Consider the following 21,593-nt stretch of genomic DNA (forward strand, 5'->3'; position numbering starts at 1 on the left):
TAATGTTAAGTTATTATTTTTAAGTTTATAAAAATAGTATTTATGTTAAAATTATTATTATATAATTAATAAAAACTTTAACAGGAGATAATAGGATGATTAAAGTAGGAATAACTGGTGAAACTAAAGATGTTGTAAATGAAAGTAATATTGCAAAAACTTTAAGAAGTGGAGAATTAAAGGTATACGCAACACCTGCTATGGTTGCACTTATGGAGGAAGCAGCATATAAAAGTATTCAAGATGAATTAGAAGAGGGAAAAGGTAGTGTAGGGATACTTATGAATATAAAGCATCTTACTAGCACACCTATTGGCATGGAAGTAATTGCAAAAAGTGAGTTAATTGAAATTGATAGAAAAAGAATGGTATTTAAAGTTGAAGCTTTTGACGAACGTGGAAAAATTGGTGAAGGCATCCATGAGCGTTTTATAATTGATAATGAAGAATTCCAAAATAAAACTGATAATAAATAAATTTTATTAGAAGTTAAAAAGACAAAATTAATGTTTTGTTAAAGAGGATATATCAAAATAAGTTTTGATATATCCTCTTATTAATAGCTTTTGTATGAAATAAAGATTAAATATTTTTTATTTTATTATTTTCATATCATTTACATTAAAAAGGACTAACTATATAATTATCATATTAATTAATAAGATATATTTATAATATAATTTTAAAATTAAGCAAAACATAAATATAGAACTAAAAAGATAAGGGGGAAAAGACATGAAATCTTTAAAGATTGCTTGTACCGAAAGAACTAGAAATTACTTTTTTACTGATAGAGAAACTATACAAGTAGGCACCACTGATTATACAGATGTAGCTGCTGCAGTAGTTAATGAAAATGATATTGAAGTTATAAATGATATATATGATACAAGATTTGGAATAGCAATATTTGTTATAGCTGAGACTAATGATATTAGCTGCGAAATTAATGATAAAGTATATAAAATAATAACTATTAGTGACTTAAATGAAGAAATATTTAGTAAGGAATTAAATAAAGTTGCTGATAAATATGAAGAGGAAATGTTACCACCATTTTTTAATGTTTTAAGTGAGTATTCAAGAAGAGGAAATTTACAATTTGCTTGTCCTGGACATCAAGGTGGACAATATTTTATAAAGCATCCAGCAGGAAGAGCAATGTATGAGTTTTTTGGAGAAAATATATTTAAATCAGATATATGTAATGCAGATGTTGACTTAGGAGACTTATTAATACATGAAGGGCCAGCAATGTCAGCTCAAGCATATGCAGCAAAGGTATATAATGCAGATAAGACTTACTTTGTAATGAATGGAACAAGCACATCAAACTCTGTAGTTATAAATGCAATAGTATCGCCTGGAGATTTAGTTTTATTTGATAGAAATAATCATAAATCTATATATAATTCAGCGTTGGTTTCATCAGCAGGAAAGCCTGTATATTTAGAAACTGCACGTAATCCCTTTGGATTTATTGGTGGAATAGATGCGCATTGTTTTAATGAAGAGTATCTAAGAAATGAAGCAGCAAAGGTTGATAGTGAAAAAGCAAAAGAAAAGAGACCTTTTAGATTAGCAGTAATTCAATTAGGAACTTATGATGGAACTATATATAATGCCAGACAAGTGGTAGATAAAATAGGTCATCTTTGTGATTATATATTATTTGATTCTGCTTGGGTTGGATATGAGCAATTTATACCTATGATGAGAGATTGCTCTCCATTATTATTGGATTTAAAACCAGAAGACCCTGGAATATTAGTTACTCAATCTATACATAAGCAACAAGCAGGATTTTCTCAGACTTCACAAATTCATAAGAAGGATAGCCATCTTAAGGGACAAAAGCGTTATGTTGACCATAAGCGTTTTAATAATGCTTATATGTTATATGCATCAACGAGCCCATTTTATCCATTGTTTGCAGCATTAGATGTTAATGCAAGAATGCAAGATGGAGAAGCAGGAAAAAAACTTTGGGCTGATTGTATAAAGGTTGGGATAGAAGCGAGAAAAGATGTTTTAGATAGATGTACAATGTTAAAACCATTTATTCCACCAACAGTTAGAGGAAAACTATGGCAGGATTATAATGCTGAAGAAATAGCCAATGATATTGAGTTCTTTAAATTTTATCCAGGAGAAAAATGGCATTCGTTTGAAGGATATGGAGAAAATCAATATTTTGTAGATCCTAATAAATTTATGTTAACAACTCCAGGAATAAATGTAGAAACAGGTGAATATGAAGAGTTTGGTATACCGGCAACAATATTAGCAAACTATTTAAGAGATCATAGAGTTGTACCAGAAAAGAATGATTTAAATTCAATATTATTTTTATTAACACCAGCAGAAACTACAGAGAAGATGCAAGGCCTTGTAGACCATCTTGTAAGATTTGAGAGTCTTATAAAGGAAGATGCACCATTAAGTAAAGTATTACCAAAACTTTATGCTAAGTATGAAGAACGTTACAAAGGATATACAATAAAAAGGTTATGTCAAGAAATGCATGATTTTTATAAAGAAAATGATGCTAAGACATATCAAAAATTATTGTTTAGGAGAAATTCTCTTCCGGAATATGTTATGAATCCTAATGAAGCTAATGTTGAATTAAAGAGAAATAATGCTAAGCTAGTTCCTTTAAGCGATATCGTTGGAGAAATTGCTTTAGAGGGAGCACTTCCATATCCACCAGGAGTATTTTGTGTAGTGCCAGGTGAAAGATGGAATACAGTAGCACAAAAGTATTTTTCAATTTTAGAAGAGGGAATTAATAGATTCCCAGGCTTTGCTCCAGAAATTCAAGGTGTTTATCTTGAAAAAGAAAATGGAAAAATAAGAGCTTATGGATATGTTCTAGATAAATAAGATATAGATTAATAAAAATTAAACAATAATAATGGCAAATATAGAGATAAAAAATATATCTCTATATTTGTCATTTTTTATTTATGATTTATTAAAAAGTATATATGCTGTATAAACTTTATTAAATATAAAGAATACTTAAGGAAATAAGTATTTGTCCTACATAGTAAGTAATCAAGTTTAATCTACTAACAACTTTAGAACAATCCTTATAAAATAAAACAAAAGCTAAAATAAAATCAGAAATTAAAAAAATAACAGTACCAGATATAATTAAAGATAGATATATATTGTTTAAATAAGTTATATTAACAAGAGAAAGTGAAGTACACACCATAAATGAGATAATTAGAGCATAAAAGCATACAGGAATGAACATATTTTTAAAATTAATTTTTTTAATACATTTTAATATAGAAATTAATATAAAAGCTAGCATGATTGCAAATAAGAAGTTTCTAAAAAATAGCTTAGATAAATTAATGAATGATAAAGAGTAAAAGATATGTGTAATAGAAAAACTAATTAAAGCACATAGAAATAATGTGTTATTAGAAATTGAATTAGAATTATTGATTCCAAGAAATAGATCACCTAAAAAAGAAAAAATTAAACCAATAAAAATGAGCAAAAAGTAGTTGAAATTATTGGCGTTATTGAAATAGGCAGATAATGAAATAAGTAAAAAGCATAAGCTAGTTAAAGTTTTAGAGATAAGCCTAAAATTCTTAATTGATGTATGAGTTGAATATATTAATATGCTTAGGCTTAAAAGACAGAGAAATACAAATATATAACAATTCATTTAAAATTAAAACCTCCATATAAAAATTATTTATATAATATTCTAGCTTTTGTATATATATGATAATAGTAAGTATATAAATAAAATTTAAATATTATATAAAAAATGTTGACAAAAACATCCAAAAAGAATATTATACAAATAAAGGAAGAATTAAATCCAATGAGCAGGGAGAGTAACTAAATTAAGGTTCGCTTCAGAGAACTAGGGGTGGTGTGATCCTAGTAAGAAAAGATTTGGTGAATGGGCCTGTTAGGAGTAAAGGGAAATTTTATTAGAGTACCGGTTACCGTAAGCTCCACGTTATAGGAGATAGAGCATGTTAGTGCTTGAAAATGAGAGGTATATATAATTAAGATATCTATTATATATACAAATTAGGTGGTATCGCGGATTATACTCCGTCCTATGTATTTAGGACGGAGTTTTTTTATTTAGGAGGTGATTTTGATGGTATGAACTGTTTCTAGTGAAGATGATATTGAAGAATGGAAAAATAATATATTAATTAAATTTTGGAGGGAAAATTTTATGAATACAAGAAAATTAACTATTAATGCAATACTTTTAGCTGTTGGAGCATTACTACATCAAATAACACCTGCTATAGGGTTACCTATGCAACCTGATTTTTCACTAGTTATGCTATTTATAATAATGCTAATTAATAAAGATGATTATAAGACATCTATAATATCTGCAATAATAACAGGAGTATTTACTGCACTTACAACTAAATTTCCAGGTGGTCAAATTCCAAATGTGATAGATAAGATTGTTACTGCAAATGTTGTATATTTAATTATATTTGGTATTAATAAGATTAAATTAATAAATAATTTAAGTGAGAAAAAGAGAAAAAGTATTGTACTAGCTTTAGTTTTTCCTATTGGAACTTTAATTAGTGGAACTATATTTTTATTAGCAGCACAGTTTATAGTTGGATTGCCAGCACCGTTTATAGCATTATTTTTAACAGTAGTATTACCTGCGACAGCAATTAATTTAATTGCCGGACTATTCTTATATAAAGTAGTAGAGATATCAATGAAAAGAATAGCTTATGCTAGATAATTTATAAGAAATATTTTGTTGATATGATTTAATATTAAAGAAAAATATGTTTTTTTGACATCATTTTGACATATTGTTGGGATATAATGAAAATAAATTAGAAGACTGAAATGGAGGTTTTCATTATGATTATATTTGCTTTATTAATATCTATAGGTATAATTTATCTTATAACTAAAGAAGAAGAGTATAAAGAAGGAGTATTAGTTCCAGTTAGAATAAATCCCAAAGAAGTAATAAAAGAGAAGTTTTTAAGTGGCCAAATTGATGAAATAACATATTATGAAATGATTTTAAAATTAGAGAATAACAAAGAGAGATAAGTAATAATATAATAGTGGATAGTATAGATACTTGTATGTATTTATATTATCCATTTTTTTAATTTGGATAAAAATAGAAAAAGTGATATTGACTTTAATAATTTAGTGTGATAAAGTGTTAATATAATAAAAGGATAAGGGGGAGCTATAAATGAAAAAGGGAATTAGAAAATTAATTGCAATAGTAGGTATAGGGGGAATAATTTTGGGCATGATAGGGTGTGGGAATGCTAATAAATCATTAGAGGATAATTCTACTATTGATAAAGAGACATTAATTGTTGGAATAGATGATGCATTTGCACCAATGGGATTTAGAGATGATAGTGGAAAAATAGTTGGGTTTGATGTTGATTTAGCAAAGGAAGTTATAGAAAGGCTAGGAAAGGAAGTAGAATTTCAACCTATAGATTGGTCAATGAAAGAAACTGAATTAAATAGCAATAATATAGATTTTATATGGAATGGATATACAATTACAGAGGATAGAAAAGAAAAAGTAGATTTTTCAGATCCTTATTTAAACAATAGACAAGTTATTGTTATTTTAGCAGATAGTAATATTAAAAGTAAATCAGATTTGAAAGGGAAAAAAGTAGGAGCACAAAATGAGTCTTCAGCAGTAGTTGCCATGGAAAAGGAGGCAGAGTTATATGCTAGCTTTGATGGTGGAAAGGCTGTTACCTATGAAGATAACAATCAAGCATTAATGGATTTAGAAGCAGGAAGAATTGATGCTGTAGTTGCCGATGAAATATTAGTTAGATATTATATCAAATTAAAAGGTGAAGATAAATTTAATGTTTTAGATGATGATTATGGAAATGAAGAATATGGAATTGGAATAAGAAAAGGGGATTCTAAAACAGTACAAGCTATAAATAATGCATTAAATGAAATGAAAGAAGATGGAACTATGAAAGAGATTTCTGAAAAGTGGTTTGGTGAAGATATTACTGATTAGTGATAAATTAAGTGTTAAATTATAGGAGGAGAAAATATGGACAATATAGCTAACTTTATCACAGAATTATCTAAATATTTTATAACACTAATGCCACAGGTGTTGGATGGATTAATTGAAACATTAAAACTATTTATAGTTACATTGGTTCTTTCTCTTCCTTTAGGAATTATAGTAGCAATTGGAAGATTATCTAAGAATAAAATTATAAATAAAATAACTAATTTATATATAACAATAATGAGGGGAACTCCATTGTTGCTTCAAATAGTTTTTGTGTTTTTTGGTTTGCCACTTTTAGGAATAGTATTTGATAGATTTACCGCAGCAATAATAGCATTTACTTTAAATTATGCAGCATATTTTGGGGAGATATTTAGAGCTGGAATAGCATCTATAGATGAAGGGCAATACGAGGGGGCAGAAGTATTAGGATTATCAAAAAAAGATATTTTTTTCAGAATAATATTACCGCAAGCATTAAAGAGAGTTATACCACCAGTAGGCAATGAGGTAATTACTTTAGTAAAGGATACGGCACTTGTTTATATTATAGGTATAGATGAACTACTTAAGGTTGGTAAAAATGCAGTTAATAGGGATGCAAATTTAATGCCACTTATAGTGATTGGAATAGTGTATATTATTTTAACATGGACCTTGTCTAAAATAATGAACAACATTGAAAATAAATATAGCTATTACAGGTAGGTGATATATTATGTTAAGAATAGAAGGATTAAGAAAGTCATTTGGAAAAGAAGAAGTTTTAAAAGAAATAGATTTGCAAGTTAAAAAGGGTGAAATAGTAGTTATAGTAGGACCATCTGGTGGAGGAAAAACCACACTATTAAGAATAGTAAATGCATTAGAGGATGCAGATAGTGGAAGTATAAAAATTAATGGTAGATATCTTTATAGGGATGGAAATAAAGCTAAGAAAAAAGAAATAAAAGAAATTAGAAAAGATATAGGAATGGTTTTTCAAGGGTTTAATTTATTTCCACATATGACTGTATTAGAAAATATAATTGAAGCTCCAATAAGAGTTAATGGTGAAGGAAAAAGTAATGCAATAAAAAAGGCAACTGAAATATTAGAGTTTTTAGGATTAAAAGGTAAGGAAAATAATTATCCTTTTGAACTTTCAGGAGGGCAAAAGCAAAGGGTTGCAATAGGTAGAGCATTAGCATTAGAACCTAAGATTATGTGTTTTGATGAACCAACGTCAGCTTTAGACCCTAATTTGACAGAAGAAGTTTCTAAACTTATAAAAAGTGTAAGTGAAAAGGGAATGACAACTTTAATAATTACTCATGATATGAGTTTTGCTAGAAGTGTAGCAGATAGAATTATATCTATGGATAAGGGGAAAATTGTTCACAAGGATATATTCAGTTAAAAGATTAGTTTAGTTACGATTATGATTAATAGAAAAAATAAATAATAAATCAAAACTAGTTTAACTTTATTATTTCAGAAATGTTTAAATAAAGTATAGTACAAGGGTATTTGAGAAAGGTGATGATATTTTTTTGTAATACATCATCTTTTTTTTATTTATTAAAAAATATTTACATATTTAAGTAAAGGTTTAAATGACAAATAATATTAAATTTATTAAAAATATCCTAAAGAATATTGTAATAATAAAGAGGAAAATGTAATTATATGGATTAATATAAGATTTGACATAGAGTGCACTCTAGTATTTATAATTACCATTAGGAGGGATAAAATGAAATATTTGATAAAAGAAGCAGCAGAAAAGCTTAATGTTTCTATACATACTCTTAGATATTATGACAAAGAAGGACTAACTCCCTTTATAAAAAAAGATGAAAATGGAGTGCGAAAATATACTGAAGAGGACTTAGAGTGGATTAGACTGCTAATAAGTCTTAGAGATATTGATATGCCAATTTCTAATATAAGAGAATATATAAATCTTTTTTTACAAGGTGATAAGACTATAGAACAAAGAAGGGAACTTATGATTAGATATAGAGATTATGTTAGAAAAAAAGTTCAAGGTATAATGTCAAATTTAGAATTAGCATCTAAAAAATTATGTCAATATGATGAAGCAATAGCAGACTTAATAGATGATGAAGATTTATTGAATTTGAAATAGCAATTTATTTAAGAATAAGGGGGAAATATGAGCAAAAGGTTATTTATTGGTGCTGGAATAATTGGGTTAGCAGCTTTAACAGAAGTAGTTATGGCAAGATATCTATTAGAAAGAGTCTTAATAAGAAAGAATGTAAAAACTGAAAGAACACAAAAGATGTCTGGAACTAATTGGGATAACTATATTCCTTTTATTAAAGAAAGAAAAGCGTGGCTAATGCTTCAAGAAAGAGAAGATGTATATATAACTTCAGATGATGGCTTAAGACTTCATGGTGTTTTAGTTCCAAATGAGAATTCAAAAAAAGTAGTAATTTGTTTTCATGGATATTCAAGTAAAGGAGCAACAAGTGATTTTGCTGCAATATCAAAATTTTATAAGGAAAATGATTTTAATATATTAATGGTGGATGCAAGAGCACATGGAGAAAGTGATGGTAAGTATATAGGCTTTGGATGCTTAGATAGAATGGATGTATTAAAATGGATTAATTATGTGGTTGAAAAGTTTGGAGAAGAGTGTCAGATCTTACTTCACGGAATATCCATGGGAGGAGCCACTGTAGTTATGGCAAGTGGATTGCATTTACCTAATAATGTTAAATTTATTATTTCTGATTGTGCATTTACATCGCCATGGGAAGTTTTTAGTGACGTTTTAAAAAATATGTATCATATTCCTCCGTTTCCAGTTATAAATATTGTAAGTAATATGTGTAAAAAAATGGCTGGATATAATTTTAAAGAGTGTAATGCAGATATAGAAGTAAGACGAGCTACTGTACCAATATTATTTATTCATGGAGCTAATGATACTTTTGTTCCATGTAGAATGTGTCATGATATATATGATAATTGTCATTCAGACAAGGAAATATTAATAGTTAAAGAAGCTGGACATGCTGAATCGTATTATAAAGAAACTGAAATTTATGAAGAAAATATAAAAAAATTTATTAGTAAATATATATTAGATGAAATAGGAGCGGGTAATAATGATAAAAGAAAAAGATATTAAGTTGTATCCATTAACAGCTGCACAAAAATTACATTTTTATACTTTAACTTATTGTCCTAAAAAACAAGTATTAAATATAGGAACTAGTTTAACTATAAAGGAAGATATTGATTTTGAAGTTTTAAGAGAAGCAGTATATAGGGCATATGAAAGATGTGAAGCAATGAGAATTAGATTTGTTCATGATGAATCTGGAAATGTAATGCAATATGTTGCAGAAAAAGAAACTAGATATATAGAATTTTTTGAATTTTCACATTGGAAAGTAGAAGATGCTGAAAAGAAAATGAGAGAATGGACAGAAACACCTTTTGAGAGAGAAAATAAACCATTAAATAAAGTTGTTATGATATCAATGCCAGAAGGATATAAAGGAATTTATTTATTGGTAGATCATATGACTATGGATGCACAATCTTTAATAGTATTTATGAAAGATATTATTGAAATATATTGTCATTTAAAATATGAAGGCATTCCATATCCAAGAGAAATGGCTTCATATATTGAACAAATAGAGAAAGATTTGACATATGAATTAGGAAACAAAGCTAAAGAAAGAGATGAAAAATTTTTTAAAGAATTAATAGAGTGTAAAGAACCAATATTTAATGATATAGAAGGAAAAGAAAGACTACGATTAGAAAGATTACAAAGAGATAGTGAGAATTTAAGATCAGTAATTAATACTAGCAACAACGTAGATGCTAATATAACAATTTTTAACTTAGAAGCACACCCTTCTCATTTATTAGAAAGATTCTGTGAAGAAAATAAAATTCCAATGGTTTGTTTACTTATTATGGGGCTTAGAACATACCTTCAAAAGTTTAATGATGAAGATGATGTTTCTATAATGTCAACAATAGCAAGAAGAGCAACTTTAAGTGAAAAGCTATCAGGGGGAACTAGAGTGCATTGTTTTCCATGTAGAACAATAGTTAAAAGAGATATGACTTTTATGGAAGGATTAGAGGAAATAAGAAAAGAACAAAATAAACTATTTAGGCATTCAAATTATGATCCAGTAAAATGTTTAGAATATAGAAGAATGTTTTACAATAATTTGCCTGGGGAGACGTATGAACCACTTAGCTTGACTTATCAACCTTTAACTAAAAATGATTTAAAACAAAGACCAGGACAAACAGTTAGCTTTGAAAGTATTGATTATAAAACTAATTGGTATTCTAATGGTGCTTGTGCACATGCTTTATATCTTACAGTTATGCATCGTGCTAGTGATAATGGATTAGATTTTAATTTTGAATATCAAACAGGCAGAGTAACAACAGAAAAGTTAGAGTATATGTATTATTATTTATGTAAAATTTTATTTACAGGAATAGAGAATAAAGATAAAACAGTAGGCGAAATTATAGAAATGGTTTAAAGGAGTTTAGTATAGTATGTTAGAAAAATTAAGAGAGTTATTGAGTGAATATGTAGAAGTAGCAAGAGAAGATATTACAGTTGAATCAAAATTAGTTGAAGATTTAGGATTGAATTCGTATGAATTTATGACTTTGGTAGGTGATTTAGAAGAAGAGTTTGATGTAGAAGTAAATGAGAGAGAAGTAGCTAAAGTAAATACTATAGGGGACATAATTGAGTATATTACAGCCCTACAAGTATAAAATTTTCTATAAACAGATTCCTTTAAAGAAGGGAATATCCAAATTAGAACAAAATAAAATAATGCATGATGCAGGAATAAATTTATTAGATGAAAAGTTAGAAGAAATATTTAATGTAAAAAATGCAAGAGAAAATTATTGTAGTAGCTTAAATGGTAAACCATATTTAAAAAATAGTAGTATTAATTTTAATATAAGTCATTGCAATAATATTGTAGTTGTAATAATAAGCAATAAAAATGTAGGAATAGATATAGAGGATATAAAGGAATTTAAAAAAAGCATTATAAGAAAAGTATTAACAAACAATGAATTAATAGATTTATTATCTGCTAATAATAAAAAAGAATATTTTTTTAAATTATGGACATTAAAAGAGAGTTTTTTAAAAGCTATTGGAACTGGACTATCTTATGGTATGCAAAATATTGAATTTAGTATTAAGGATAAAAATATTATTTGTAATAAAATAGGCTTTTTATTCAAACAAGAAAGTTTAATTTTTAACAATAATAAATATATAGTGTCAATAACTTGGGAGGTTTAGGTTATGAATAACATTAAAAATATGAGGGATATAATAGATTTTGCAGCAAAGAATTATGGCGATAATATTGCTTTTAAATATAAAATTAACAAAAATGAAGTTGATGAGAAGTCATATAATGATTTAAAAAATGATAGTGAAGCTGTAAGTAATGCTTTAAAAAGCCTAAATATGATAGGGAAACATGTAGCTATAGTAGGACAAACATCATATCCGTGGATTGTTAGTTATTTTGGAGTAGTTAATTCAGGAGGGGTTATAGTTCCAATAGATGTTCAGCTGCCAGCTGATGATATATGTGAATTAATAGAGAGATCGGATGCAGAAATTTTAATATATGATGAAATAAGACATGATGTAGCTGAGAGGATAAAGGAAAAATCACATAATGTAAAGTATATAATTTCAATGAATGAAAAGCTTAATACCGAATTTGCATTATCACTAAATGAGTTAATGGCTGAGAATAGATCAAGCTTTCATATAGAGATTGATGAAGAAAAACTTTGTACAATATTATTTACTTCAGGAACTACAGGGAAAAGTAAAGGAGTAATGCTAAATCATAGAAATCTAACAGATAATGCAATTGCTTTTGATGTGCAACTAAAAGCGGGAACGGTATCAATGACTGTATTACCTATAAATCATGTATTTTGTTTCACTATGGATATTCTTAAAGGAATACATTTAGGATTATGTATTTGTATAAATGATTCTGTGATGAGAGTTTTAAAAAATTTAAAATTGTTTAAACCACAAGTTATGTGCCTTGTTCCAATGATTATTGAATCTTTATATAACAAACTTATTGATGAAAGCAAAGATATATGTAAAGAAGTTGTGGCAAAGGTAGCCTTAGGCGGAAACTTAAAAACAATATATAGTGGAGGAGCATATTTAAATCCAGAGATTATAGATGGCATGAATGATTTTGGAATTGAGGTAATACAAGGATATGGTATGACAGAGTGTTCTCCAGTAATTAGTACAAATAATAATTGTGAATTTAAACGAGAATCTGTAGGTAAACTTATATCAAATTGTGAAGCTAAAATTATTGATGAAGAAATTTGGGTAAGAGGCTCTAGTGTAATGATGGGGTATTATAAAATGCCTAAAGAAACAGAAGAAGCATTAGTTGATGGATGGCTTAAAACTGGAGATTTAGGATATATTGATGAAGATAACTTTGTTTTTATAACAGGAAGAAAGAAAAACCTTATCATATTATCTAATGGAGAAAATGTTTCACCAGAAGAGTTAGAAAATGAACTTAGTAAAAGTAGATTAATTAAAGAAATCTTAGTAAGTGAATATAAAAATATAATAAAAGCATAAATACTTCCAGACTATGAATATGCAAATAATAATGGAATAAATGATATAGAAAATGAAATTAGAAATTTAGTGGATAAATATAATTGTGAATTACCAACGTATAAGAGAATAGGGATGGTTATAATAAGAGATACAGAATTTGAAAAAACTACGTCTAAAAAGATAAAAAGAGAATATACAAAGGTATAAATGAATAAATTTATTAAGTAAGCATTATTAGTAAATAGGGGAGTTTTATGAAATATATAGATATGCACTGTGATACTTTAAGTAGAGCTTACTTTGATGGAAATAATGATATATATAAACTAGATAAAACATCATTAGATATCAATAGATTAAAAAAAGTTAATTCAATGGCACAGTTTTTTGCTATATATTTAGTTCCAGATGATGAGAAAGAAGGAATTTCAGATGAAGAGTATATACTAAGCCTACTTAATATTTTTAATAATACAGTTAAGAATCATAGTGATATACTATCAGTAGCTTATTCATTTAATGATATAATAAAAAATGAAAAACAAAATAAAATAAGTGCTATTTTAACTATAGAAGATGGTAGATGTATTGATGGAAAATTAGAAAATATTAAGAGATATTATGATTTAGGAATAAGATTAATTTCTTTAACATGGAATAATAAAAATTGCTTTGGTAGTCCAAATTCCGATGATATAAATATAATGAAATGTGGATTAACTTACTTTGGAAAAGAAGCGGTTCAATATATGAATGATTTAGGAATGATTATAGATGTTTCCCATTTATCAGATGGGGGATTTTATGATGTAGCTAATTTATCAAAAAAACCATTTGTTGCATCACATTCTAATTCTAGAAGTATTACAAATCATAGTAGAAATCTTACAGATGATATGATTACCATTATAGCAAATAAGGGTGGCGTTATAGGGATTAATTTTTGTCCTAAGTTCTTAGATAATAGAGAATTAAATGATGAGAATAAAGAAAGTAAGATTCAATATATGATAGAGCACATAGAGCATATAATTAATGTAGGTGGAGAAGATTGTGTATGCATAGGAACAGATTTCGATGGTATACATGGAAATCTTGAAATTGATTCTGTTAGTAAAATGCCATTATTATTTGAAAAGATGAATGCCTATGGATTTAAGTATGATTTTATAGAGAAGTTTGCATATAAAAATGCATATAGAACTATAAAAGACATAATAGGGTAAATAGATTAAGCAAGAAGGTAATAAAATGGACAACTATATATTTGATAGTCATGTACATTCTAATAATTCTTTTGATGCAACTGATAGTATAGAGGATATATGTAAATATGCTATAAAAAAAGAAATTAATGGCTTCTGTATCACAGATCACTTAGATGTAAATGAATATAATGATCATATGGAAAAGTGCATAAAGAAATCATATGAAGAGGCTATATGTGCAAAAGAAAAATATAAACATAAGGTAAGTGTTAGAGCTGGTGTTGAACTTGGGCAACCCCTACAAAACTTAAAGATAGCAGAAGAGGTAATAAATAAGTATAATTATGACTTTATCATAGGTTCAATGCATAACGTTAAAGATGAAAAAGATTTTTATTTTATGAAAGAATGGGATTTTACCCATAGGATAGATGAATTACTTATTAAGTATTATGAAGAATATTATGATATGGTAAGATGGGGAAATTTTGATGTAATTGGACATATAACATATCCACTTAGATATATAGAAGGAATATTTAAAATTAAGATAGATATGTCAAAATATAATGATATAATATATGAAATGCTGAGATTAGCTTCTACTAGTAATATTGGGATTGAAGTAAATGTATCAGGGTTTAGGCAGTCTTATGGAAAGCAGTTTCCCAATCTTGACCATATAAAGATGTATAAAAAATTTGGTGGAGAAATAATTACATTAGGTAGTGATTCACACAATAAGCATGATATAGGAGAAAATTTTAAAGAAGGAAAAGAAATATTGTTAGAAGCAGGTTTCAAGCATTATTGTGAATTTGAAAATAGAAATCCTAAAATTATTAATATTAAATGATAAGTTTATAATGTATATTTAAAATCATTTTTATAGTCAGCTTAATATTTTATAGGTTAGTTATATTTTAATTCTTAGGGATGCACTTTTACTTACACGTAAAAAAATTATAAAAAAATTTTAAAAAATATGTTGACTTTTGTCTAATGATAGTGTAACATATGAAAAGTAGTCAGCAGACGGTGACAGCAAGGCCCCTTGGTCAAGCGGTCAAGACACCACCCTTTCACGGTGGTAACAGGGGTTCGATTCCCCTAGGGGTCACCATTTGCGGGTATCGTATATCGGTAATACTCCAGCCTTCCAAGCTGGAAAGGTGGGTTCGATTCCCACTACCCGCTCCATAAGCGTGTTTAGCTCAGCTGGATAGAGCAACGCCCTTCTAAGGCGTGGGCCAGGAGTTCGAATCTCTTAACACGCACCACATATGGTTTACTAGCTCAGTCGGTAGAGCACTTGACTTTTAATCAAGGTGTCCGGGGTTCGATTCCCCGGTAAGCCACCAAAAAAGGATTCTTTATTTAAAGAATCCTTTTTTTGTTTTATAAATAATTAATTTTTACTAAATTAACAGCATGAATAGGCATATCATTTAGCATCAAAGTTAATATAGCATAAGTTTTTCTATCTTTATTACATATCATAATTATTTTCATTAAATCTATAATATAAAACAACAAAAAACAAATAAAACAAAAACAAATAAAGAAATATAAGTTGAATAATACCATTATGTATAGTAAAATTAATACAATAAATACATAAAATAACAAATATATTGTGGTGGGGTGGGGTAATGAAAGAATATAGTATAGCAAAATCATCAAGAATTGAACGACTTATAAATAATTTATTTGAAAAAATTCCAGAGATAGAATCTGATAGAGCTAGACTTATAACTGAGAGTTATAAGAAAACAGAAGGAGAACCTATAATTAAGAGAAGATCAAAAGACTTTTCACATATATTAAGAAATATTCCTATAACAATTCGTAAAGATGAATTAATAGTAGGAAGTGCAACGAAAGAACCAAGAAGCTGTCAAGTGTTTCCAGAGTTTTCTTATGAATGGTTAGAGGGTGAATTTGATACTATAGAAAAAAGAAATGCAGACCCATTTTATATAAGCAAGGAAAATAAAAATATATTAAATGAAGTATATAAATATTGGAGGGGAAAGACAACTAGTGAATTAGCAACTTCATATATGGCCCCAGAAGCTATTACAGCAATAGAGCATAATATATTCACTCCAGGAAATTATTATTACAATGGAATTGGACATGTTACAGTTCAATATGAAAAGGTTTTAGAAATTGGATATGAAGGAATTATAGAACAAGTTAAGAAGGAGCTTTCTAGATGTAATATAGGAGATATGGATTATATAAAAAAGAGTAATTTTTTACATGCTGTAATTCAAAGCTGTGAAGCTGTTATATATTATGCAAATCGTTACTCAAAGTTAGCATTAAAGATGGCTAATGAAACCTCTGACAAGTTTAGAAAAGGAGAGTTATTAAAAATTGCTTCAAATTGTGCTAGAGTTCCAGCTAAAGGTGCAACTAATTTTTATGAAGCTTGCCAATCTTTCTGGTTTATTCAAATGTTACTTCAAATTGAATCTAGTGGACATTCTATTTCGCCAGGTAGATTTGATCAATATATGTATCCTTACTATAAAAAGGATATTAAATCAGGTAAGCTGACCAAGGAATTCGCTCAAGAATTAATGGATTGTATTTGGGTAAAATTAAATGATTTAAATAAGGTAAGGGATTCTATATCTGCTGAAGGATTTGCGGGATATGGATTATTCCAAAATTTAATTGCTGGAGGGCAAAATGCTGATGGATTAGATGTAACCAATGATATTTCGTATATGTCAATTGAAGCATCTATGCATGTTATGTTACCTCAACCATCATTATCAGTTAGAGTATGGAATGGAACACCACATGATCTTTTAATTAAGGCTGCCAAATTAACTCGTACAGGAAGTGGGTTGCCTGCTTATTATAATGATGAAGTTATTATTCCTTCATTGCTTAATAGAGGACTTACTTTAGCTGATGCTAGAGAATATAACATAATAGGTTGTGTTGAACCACAAAAGTCAGGAAAAACAGATGGATGGCATGATGCTGCATTCTTTAATATGTGTAGGCCATTAGAATTAGTTTTTAGTAATGGTTATGATAATGGAATTAAAGTTGGAGTTGAAACTGGTGATGTAACAATAATGAATAGTTTTGAAGAATTTTATGATGCGTATAAAAAACAAATGGAATATTGTATAGGATTATTAGTTAATGCTGATAATGCTATTGATATAGCGCATAGAGAGCGATGTCCATTACCATATTTATCTTGTATGATTGATGATTGTATAAGAAAAGGTAAGAGTGTTCAGGAAGGCGGAGCTATATATAATTTTACAGGGCCTCAGGGTTTTGGAATTGCTAATATGGCAGATTCTTTATATGCAATTAAAAAAATAGTCTTTGATGAAAAAAAGGTTACATTAAAAGAGTATAAAGAAGCATTAGAAAATAATTATGGAGAAGAATTATCAGTAAATAAGATTGAAGAATTAATTAAAGAAGTAATTAGAGAGTTAATTTCTAAAGGTGAAGCTATTGATAAAGAAATTGTTATTAATATAGCTAAATCAATAAGTGAACAGGGAATAGGATTAAATCAAAAGGAAAGATATAAGAATTTGCTTGAACTTATAGATAGTGTACCTAAGTTTGGTAATGACATTAAAGAGGTAGATGAATTTGCAAGAGATGTAGCTTATATATATACTAAGCCATTACAAAATTTTAAAAATCCACGTGGGGGACAATATCAAGCAGGACTTTATCCAGTATCAGCAAATGTACCACTAGGAGCACAAACTGGAGCAACACCTGATGGAAGATTAGCATATAGGCCTATAGCAGATGGTGTATCACCGGCAGCAGGAAGAGATATAAATGGACCAACAGCAGCTGCTAACTCTGTTGCAAAGATAGACCATGGAATCGCATCTAACGGAACTTTATTTAATCAAAAATTCCATCCATCAGTTTTAAATGGAGTAACAGGTTTGGAGGCATTTGTTAGCTTTATTAGGGGATATTTCGATCAGAAAGGAAGCCATATACAGTTTAACGTAGTAAGTAAAGAAATGTTATTAGATGCACAAAAGTACCCAGAAAAATATAAGACATTAGTTGTTAGAGTTGCTGGTTATAGTGCTTTATTTACATCATTATCTCGCTCACTTCAAGATGATATTATAAATCGAACAGAACAAAAATCATTTTAAGGATTAGGTGAAGTGATTATGAATATTTTAGATGTAAAAGGAAGAATATTTGATATACAAAAGTTTTCTATTCATGATGGTCCAGGAATTAGAACTATAGTATTTTTAAAAGGATGTATTTTTAAATGTAAATGGTGTTGTAACCCTGAATCACAAAATTATGATATTCAAGAAATGATTATTAATGGAAAGAGTAAAATAATAGGAAGAGATGTAACTGTTAGAGAAATACTAGAGAAGATAGAGCAAGATAGACCATATTATAAACGTTCTGGTGGGGGAATAACTTTGTCAGGTGGCGAATGTATGTGTCAACCAGAGTTTGTAAAAGCGTTATTACAAGTATGTAAAGAAAATGGTATAAATACAGCTATAGAAACCGCAGCTGGAGTTAAAAGCAGTGTAATAAAGAGTATTATACCATATGTTGATACTGTTTTAATGGATATAAAGCATATGAATGTTGATAAACATAAAAAATTTATTGGAAAAGATAATAAAGTTGTCCTAGAGAATGCAAAAATAATTGCAGAATCAACTGCAAATTTAATTATAAGGGTTCCAGTTATACCAACATTTAATGATACAAAAGAAGAAATCAAAGAGATTGCAAGATTTGCAAAAAGTTTGCCTGGAGTTAAAAAACTACACCTTCTTCCATATCATCGTATGGGGGAAGATAAATATGTTGGCCTTAGTAGGAAATACTATTTAGGTGAAATAAAACCTCCAACTGCAGAACAAATGGAAGTGTTATTAGAGGTAGTTTTAAAAGAAGGATTACAAGGACAAATTGGTGGATAAATAAAAGAGGTTATGCAATTAATTTTGCATAACCTCTTTTGTTAAGGTATGTGAGTAATGGCATTGGACTTATTACTCCAAGCAAGATTACTTTCGTTAATATTATTACCAATAAAAAGAAAGTTTAAACAAATAAAATAAAATTGTAATTAATTTTAATAACTCAACATAAGATTAAATAGCAAAGCCTTTTTGATAGGAGGGATAATTATGCTTAAAAATAAAACTCAATGGTATAAAAGAAGTTTACTTATAATAATTATTGTAATTTTAATTATAAGTAATCTTGAAGGTTTTAAAGTATTAGCAGAGGATAATAGAAAAAATATAGTTATACTTTTAGATAATTCAGGAAGTATGAATAATCCAGAAACTAAGATTGGGGATTTAGCAAAGGTTGCAGGAAGTATGGTTTTGGATACCATAAGAGAAAGTGAAGTTAATATTAGCATAATAACCTTTGGAACAAAGGTAACTGTGTTGAAAGGTTTGCAAGAAAATAAAGATTTAGATGAAGTAAAAAAAGAGTTAAATGAAGTTACAATGGATGAACAAGGAACAAATGTAAAGGATGGTTTAAAAAAGGCAATAGATGAATTAAATGAAACTGCAGAAAGTAAAAGTATAATAATATTGTCTGATGGAAAGGAAGAGCCAATAGAAGGTATTACAGATGAACATATTCAAGAACTTAATAATTTGATAGATGATGCATCTAAAGCAAATATAAAAGTTAATACCATTGCACTATCTAATGATGTAGATGAGGAGTTTTTAAGTAAAATTGCTACTAATACAGGTGGTTTATTTAGAGATGGAAAAAGTGCTAATAAGCTTTTTGAATCATTAACAGCAATAATTGGTGGAGAAAGTGATTTTTCAGTGATAGAAAATTACACAACAGATAGTGAGAAAATGAAGGAAATTACATTAAGCTCTTTTGCAGAAGAAATTATAATAAATGTTGCAGCTTGTGATAATAAAAAGCCACAAATAAATGTTAAATTAAATAATACTTTGATAAACCCAACAAAGACAGGCAATATGTATGAAGTATATAGATTTACGTTAGATAATAACACATCAAGTGTTTTGAAAATAGAAAGCATTGGAGAAGAAATAAGTTCTGTAATTGTTCAATTTAAAAGTAAGGCTAAGCTTAATGTAGTAAATCAATTTAATAAATATATAAGTGTACCTAAAAATATACCAATAGATATGAAATTAAGTATAGATGCTGGCAATAATGAAATTGATGATGGTACATTTATAGTTTGTAATAATGGTGATATCATAAATCCTACTGAAGAAGAGGGAATATTTAATTATTCTTTTTTAGGTAAAGAAGAGGGTGAAAATGTAATTAGATATATAGCAAAGGATAAAAGTAATGGAATAATTGCTGTATTAGAAATGATTATTAATATAAATGATTATCCTGCATTTTATTATAAGAATATTAAAGAAGAAATAACAGAAGATGAGAGTTTAAGAATTGAAATTGAATTAAAAGATAATACAAAAGTAAGTAATATAAGTGGGGAAGTCATAGTAAATCAAGGTGGGAAAACTGAAAAAATACCTTTAGAAGCTAATGGAAATATATTATTTGCAGAATTTAAAATAAATGGAACAGATGATATAAAGTATTATGCAAATATAAGAGGTAAGAATGAAGAAAACACAGAGCTTTTTGCATATCCTTTACCTATGATTAATTTAAAGGTCAATAATAAGGAGAGAATAATTTTAAGTATTTTAGATAATGATGAAATTGTAAAGGCTGAAGAAGAAAAAAAATTAAATAAAAACGTTATAAGTGATAGTGGAATTATAGTGGGGAAAGAAGCTAATATAGCTTTAAATATATTGGATAAATCAATAATTAATAAAAACACAAATGTATTAATTTTTGATAAAGATAATGAACAAATAGGTAGTTTTAATATAAGTAAAGAAGAAAAAGGAATTATAACTACTACTATAATACCAAATAAAAAGGAAAAAAACTTAGAGTTATTTTTTAAAACTGATAATGGAATAGAGGTTACGGAAAGTTTAAAAACAAATTTAAATGTAAATACGTCATTAGGATTTATACTTGAAAAGTTGTTAAAGGTATTTTTATATTTGGTAATTCCAATAGTAACTTTAATTTTATTAGGATTTTTAGTATATAAAGCTTTAATGAAAAGATATAAATTAGAAGTAGAAGAAACGTGTATTTCTGTAAGTTTTGAATATAAGATAAATCCAAATGGGATATATAGGAATATAGGTGAGGGGTACTTATCAAGTAAAAATAGAAGGCTTTATTTAAATATTAATAACAAAAAAGAATTATTGTATTTAGATGAAGAAGAGGAGAATGCACTTGGATATTTTGAGTTTGTGAATAAATACCAAAATAGACCTAAGTTAATTCAAGGACTTTATAGTTATAAAAATAAAGATAATATGTTTTATGTTGAGTACAACACTATTGAAGAAATAAATGATGATACAAATAATCAAAAAATAAAATATGAGCCAGGAATAACTATTCCATATAAAGTAGGGAAAAAAGTAATTAATATAGATTTTTAATATTGGACTGTTTATAAGTTAATTAGTTATAGAATTAAAATATGAAGTGCTTTAGATAAATAAGTAAAAATACTAGTTAATTAAATACTTTATAAAACTAAAGAAGTAAAATA

At 27.7% G+C, this 21,593-nt stretch carries 19 protein-coding genes, 4 tRNA genes and 1 other annotated feature; of the genes, 22 read left to right on the forward strand and 1 reads right to left on the reverse strand.

The annotated features are described in order from the left end of the window. The first annotated feature begins 95 nt into the window (after positions 1-95). Positions 96-476 carry a thioesterase family protein gene (locus LPC13_RS04965; RefSeq protein ID WP_195244672.1) on the forward strand — a complete coding sequence of 127 codons (381 nt, stop codon included), beginning with the start codon at positions 96-98 and terminating at the stop codon, positions 474-476. A 259-nt stretch (positions 477-735) separates the two neighbouring features. Continuing rightward, entirely contained in the window at positions 736-2,886 is a 2,151-nt protein-coding gene (gene speC / locus LPC13_RS04970) for an ornithine decarboxylase (RefSeq protein ID WP_234088644.1), read from the forward strand. Between the two features lie 121 nt (positions 2,887-3,007). Here speC and LPC13_RS17160 read toward each other — a convergent pair whose 3' ends face one another. Then, complete coding sequence (locus LPC13_RS17160; RefSeq protein ID WP_005216093.1) at positions 3,008-3,691, reverse strand: lysoplasmalogenase; 684 nt, start codon at positions 3,689-3,691, stop codon at positions 3,008-3,010. A 153-nt stretch (positions 3,692-3,844) separates the two neighbouring features. Further along, positions 3,845-4,103, forward strand: a binding site (T-box leader). Between the two features lie 119 nt (positions 4,104-4,222). Here LPC13_RS17160 and LPC13_RS04975 point away from each other — a divergent pair. From LPC13_RS04975 to LPC13_RS05070, 20 genes are all read left to right on the forward strand, one after another. Beyond that, a complete protein-coding gene (locus LPC13_RS04975; protein WP_005216083.1) occupies positions 4,223-4,765 on the forward strand; it encodes a tryptophan transporter in 543 nt (180 codons plus the stop codon). A 125-nt stretch (positions 4,766-4,890) separates the two neighbouring features. After that, a complete protein-coding gene (locus tag LPC13_RS04980) occupies positions 4,891-5,088 on the forward strand; it encodes a hypothetical protein (protein ID WP_040420211.1) in 198 nt (65 codons plus the stop codon). A 151-nt stretch (positions 5,089-5,239) separates the two neighbouring features. Then, positions 5,240-6,052 carry an amino acid ABC transporter substrate-binding protein gene (locus LPC13_RS04985; RefSeq protein WP_005216079.1) on the forward strand — a complete coding sequence of 271 codons (813 nt, stop codon included), beginning with the start codon at positions 5,240-5,242 and terminating at the stop codon, positions 6,050-6,052. A 36-nt stretch (positions 6,053-6,088) separates the two neighbouring features. Further along, positions 6,089-6,763: an amino acid ABC transporter permease gene (locus LPC13_RS04990; RefSeq protein WP_005216077.1), complete on the forward strand. Its 675-nt coding sequence runs from the start codon at positions 6,089-6,091 to the stop codon at positions 6,761-6,763. A 10-nt stretch (positions 6,764-6,773) separates the two neighbouring features. Further along, on the forward strand, positions 6,774-7,454 hold the full coding sequence (locus LPC13_RS04995) for an amino acid ABC transporter ATP-binding protein (protein WP_005216075.1): 681 nt from the start codon (positions 6,774-6,776) through the stop codon (positions 7,452-7,454). 336 nt (positions 7,455-7,790) lie between these two features. Further along, entirely contained in the window at positions 7,791-8,186 is a 396-nt protein-coding gene (locus tag LPC13_RS05000) for a MerR family transcriptional regulator (protein WP_005216073.1), read from the forward strand. Positions 8,187-8,213: 27 nt separating this feature from the next. Further along, the gene (locus tag LPC13_RS05005; RefSeq protein WP_234088645.1) at positions 8,214-9,203 is read left to right on the forward strand and encodes an alpha/beta hydrolase; all 990 of its coding nucleotides are present in this window, start codon (positions 8,214-8,216) and stop codon (positions 9,201-9,203) included. Beyond that, positions 9,181-10,596 carry a condensation domain-containing protein gene (locus LPC13_RS05010; protein WP_005216070.1) on the forward strand — a complete coding sequence of 472 codons (1,416 nt, stop codon included), beginning with the start codon at positions 9,181-9,183 and terminating at the stop codon, positions 10,594-10,596. Before LPC13_RS05005 ends, LPC13_RS05010 begins: the two co-directional genes overlap by 23 nt. A gap of 16 nt (positions 10,597-10,612) precedes the next feature. Beyond that, positions 10,613-10,840, forward strand: coding sequence for an acyl carrier protein (locus tag LPC13_RS05015; protein WP_005216067.1), 228 nt, complete (start codon positions 10,613-10,615; stop codon positions 10,838-10,840). 61 nt (positions 10,841-10,901) lie between these two features. Further along, positions 10,902-11,387 carry a 4'-phosphopantetheinyl transferase family protein gene (locus tag LPC13_RS05020; protein ID WP_005216065.1) on the forward strand — a complete coding sequence of 162 codons (486 nt, stop codon included), beginning with the start codon at positions 10,902-10,904 and terminating at the stop codon, positions 11,385-11,387. Positions 11,388-11,390: 3 nt separating this feature from the next. Further along, the gene (locus LPC13_RS05025; RefSeq protein ID WP_407080852.1) at positions 11,391-12,728 is read left to right on the forward strand and encodes an AMP-binding protein; all 1,338 of its coding nucleotides are present in this window, start codon (positions 11,391-11,393) and stop codon (positions 12,726-12,728) included. Positions 12,729-12,964: 236 nt separating this feature from the next. After that, entirely contained in the window at positions 12,965-13,936 is a 972-nt protein-coding gene (locus LPC13_RS05030) for a dipeptidase (RefSeq protein ID WP_005216061.1), read from the forward strand. A 25-nt stretch (positions 13,937-13,961) separates the two neighbouring features. Then, positions 13,962-14,774 (forward strand): histidinol-phosphatase HisJ family protein, encoded by an 813-nt coding sequence (locus tag LPC13_RS05035; protein ID WP_005216059.1) that lies wholly within the window; start codon positions 13,962-13,964, stop codon positions 14,772-14,774. A 192-nt stretch (positions 14,775-14,966) separates the two neighbouring features. Then, positions 14,967-15,041 (forward strand) — tRNA-Glu (locus LPC13_RS05040). Positions 15,042-15,044: 3 nt separating this feature from the next. Then, positions 15,045-15,118 (forward strand) — tRNA-Gly (locus LPC13_RS05045). Positions 15,119-15,121: 3 nt separating this feature from the next. Continuing rightward, positions 15,122-15,198 (forward strand) — tRNA-Arg (locus tag LPC13_RS05050). A gap of 5 nt (positions 15,199-15,203) precedes the next feature. After that, a tRNA-Lys gene (locus LPC13_RS05055) sits at positions 15,204-15,279 on the forward strand. A 291-nt stretch (positions 15,280-15,570) separates the two neighbouring features. Then, complete coding sequence (locus tag LPC13_RS05060; RefSeq protein ID WP_040419142.1) at positions 15,571-18,090, forward strand: glycyl radical protein; 2,520 nt, start codon at positions 15,571-15,573, stop codon at positions 18,088-18,090. Positions 18,091-18,108: 18 nt separating this feature from the next. After that, positions 18,109-18,894 carry a glycyl-radical enzyme activating protein gene (locus tag LPC13_RS05065; protein ID WP_005212585.1) on the forward strand — a complete coding sequence of 262 codons (786 nt, stop codon included), beginning with the start codon at positions 18,109-18,111 and terminating at the stop codon, positions 18,892-18,894. A gap of 210 nt (positions 18,895-19,104) precedes the next feature. Then, positions 19,105-21,480 carry a VWA domain-containing protein gene (locus LPC13_RS05070; protein ID WP_005212586.1) on the forward strand — a complete coding sequence of 792 codons (2,376 nt, stop codon included), beginning with the start codon at positions 19,105-19,107 and terminating at the stop codon, positions 21,478-21,480. The last annotated feature ends 113 nt before the right edge of the window (positions 21,481-21,593 follow it).

This window comes from Clostridium celatum, from assembly GCF_021412605.1.
Lineage (GTDB): Bacteria > Bacillota > Clostridia > Clostridiales > Clostridiaceae > Clostridium > Clostridium celatum.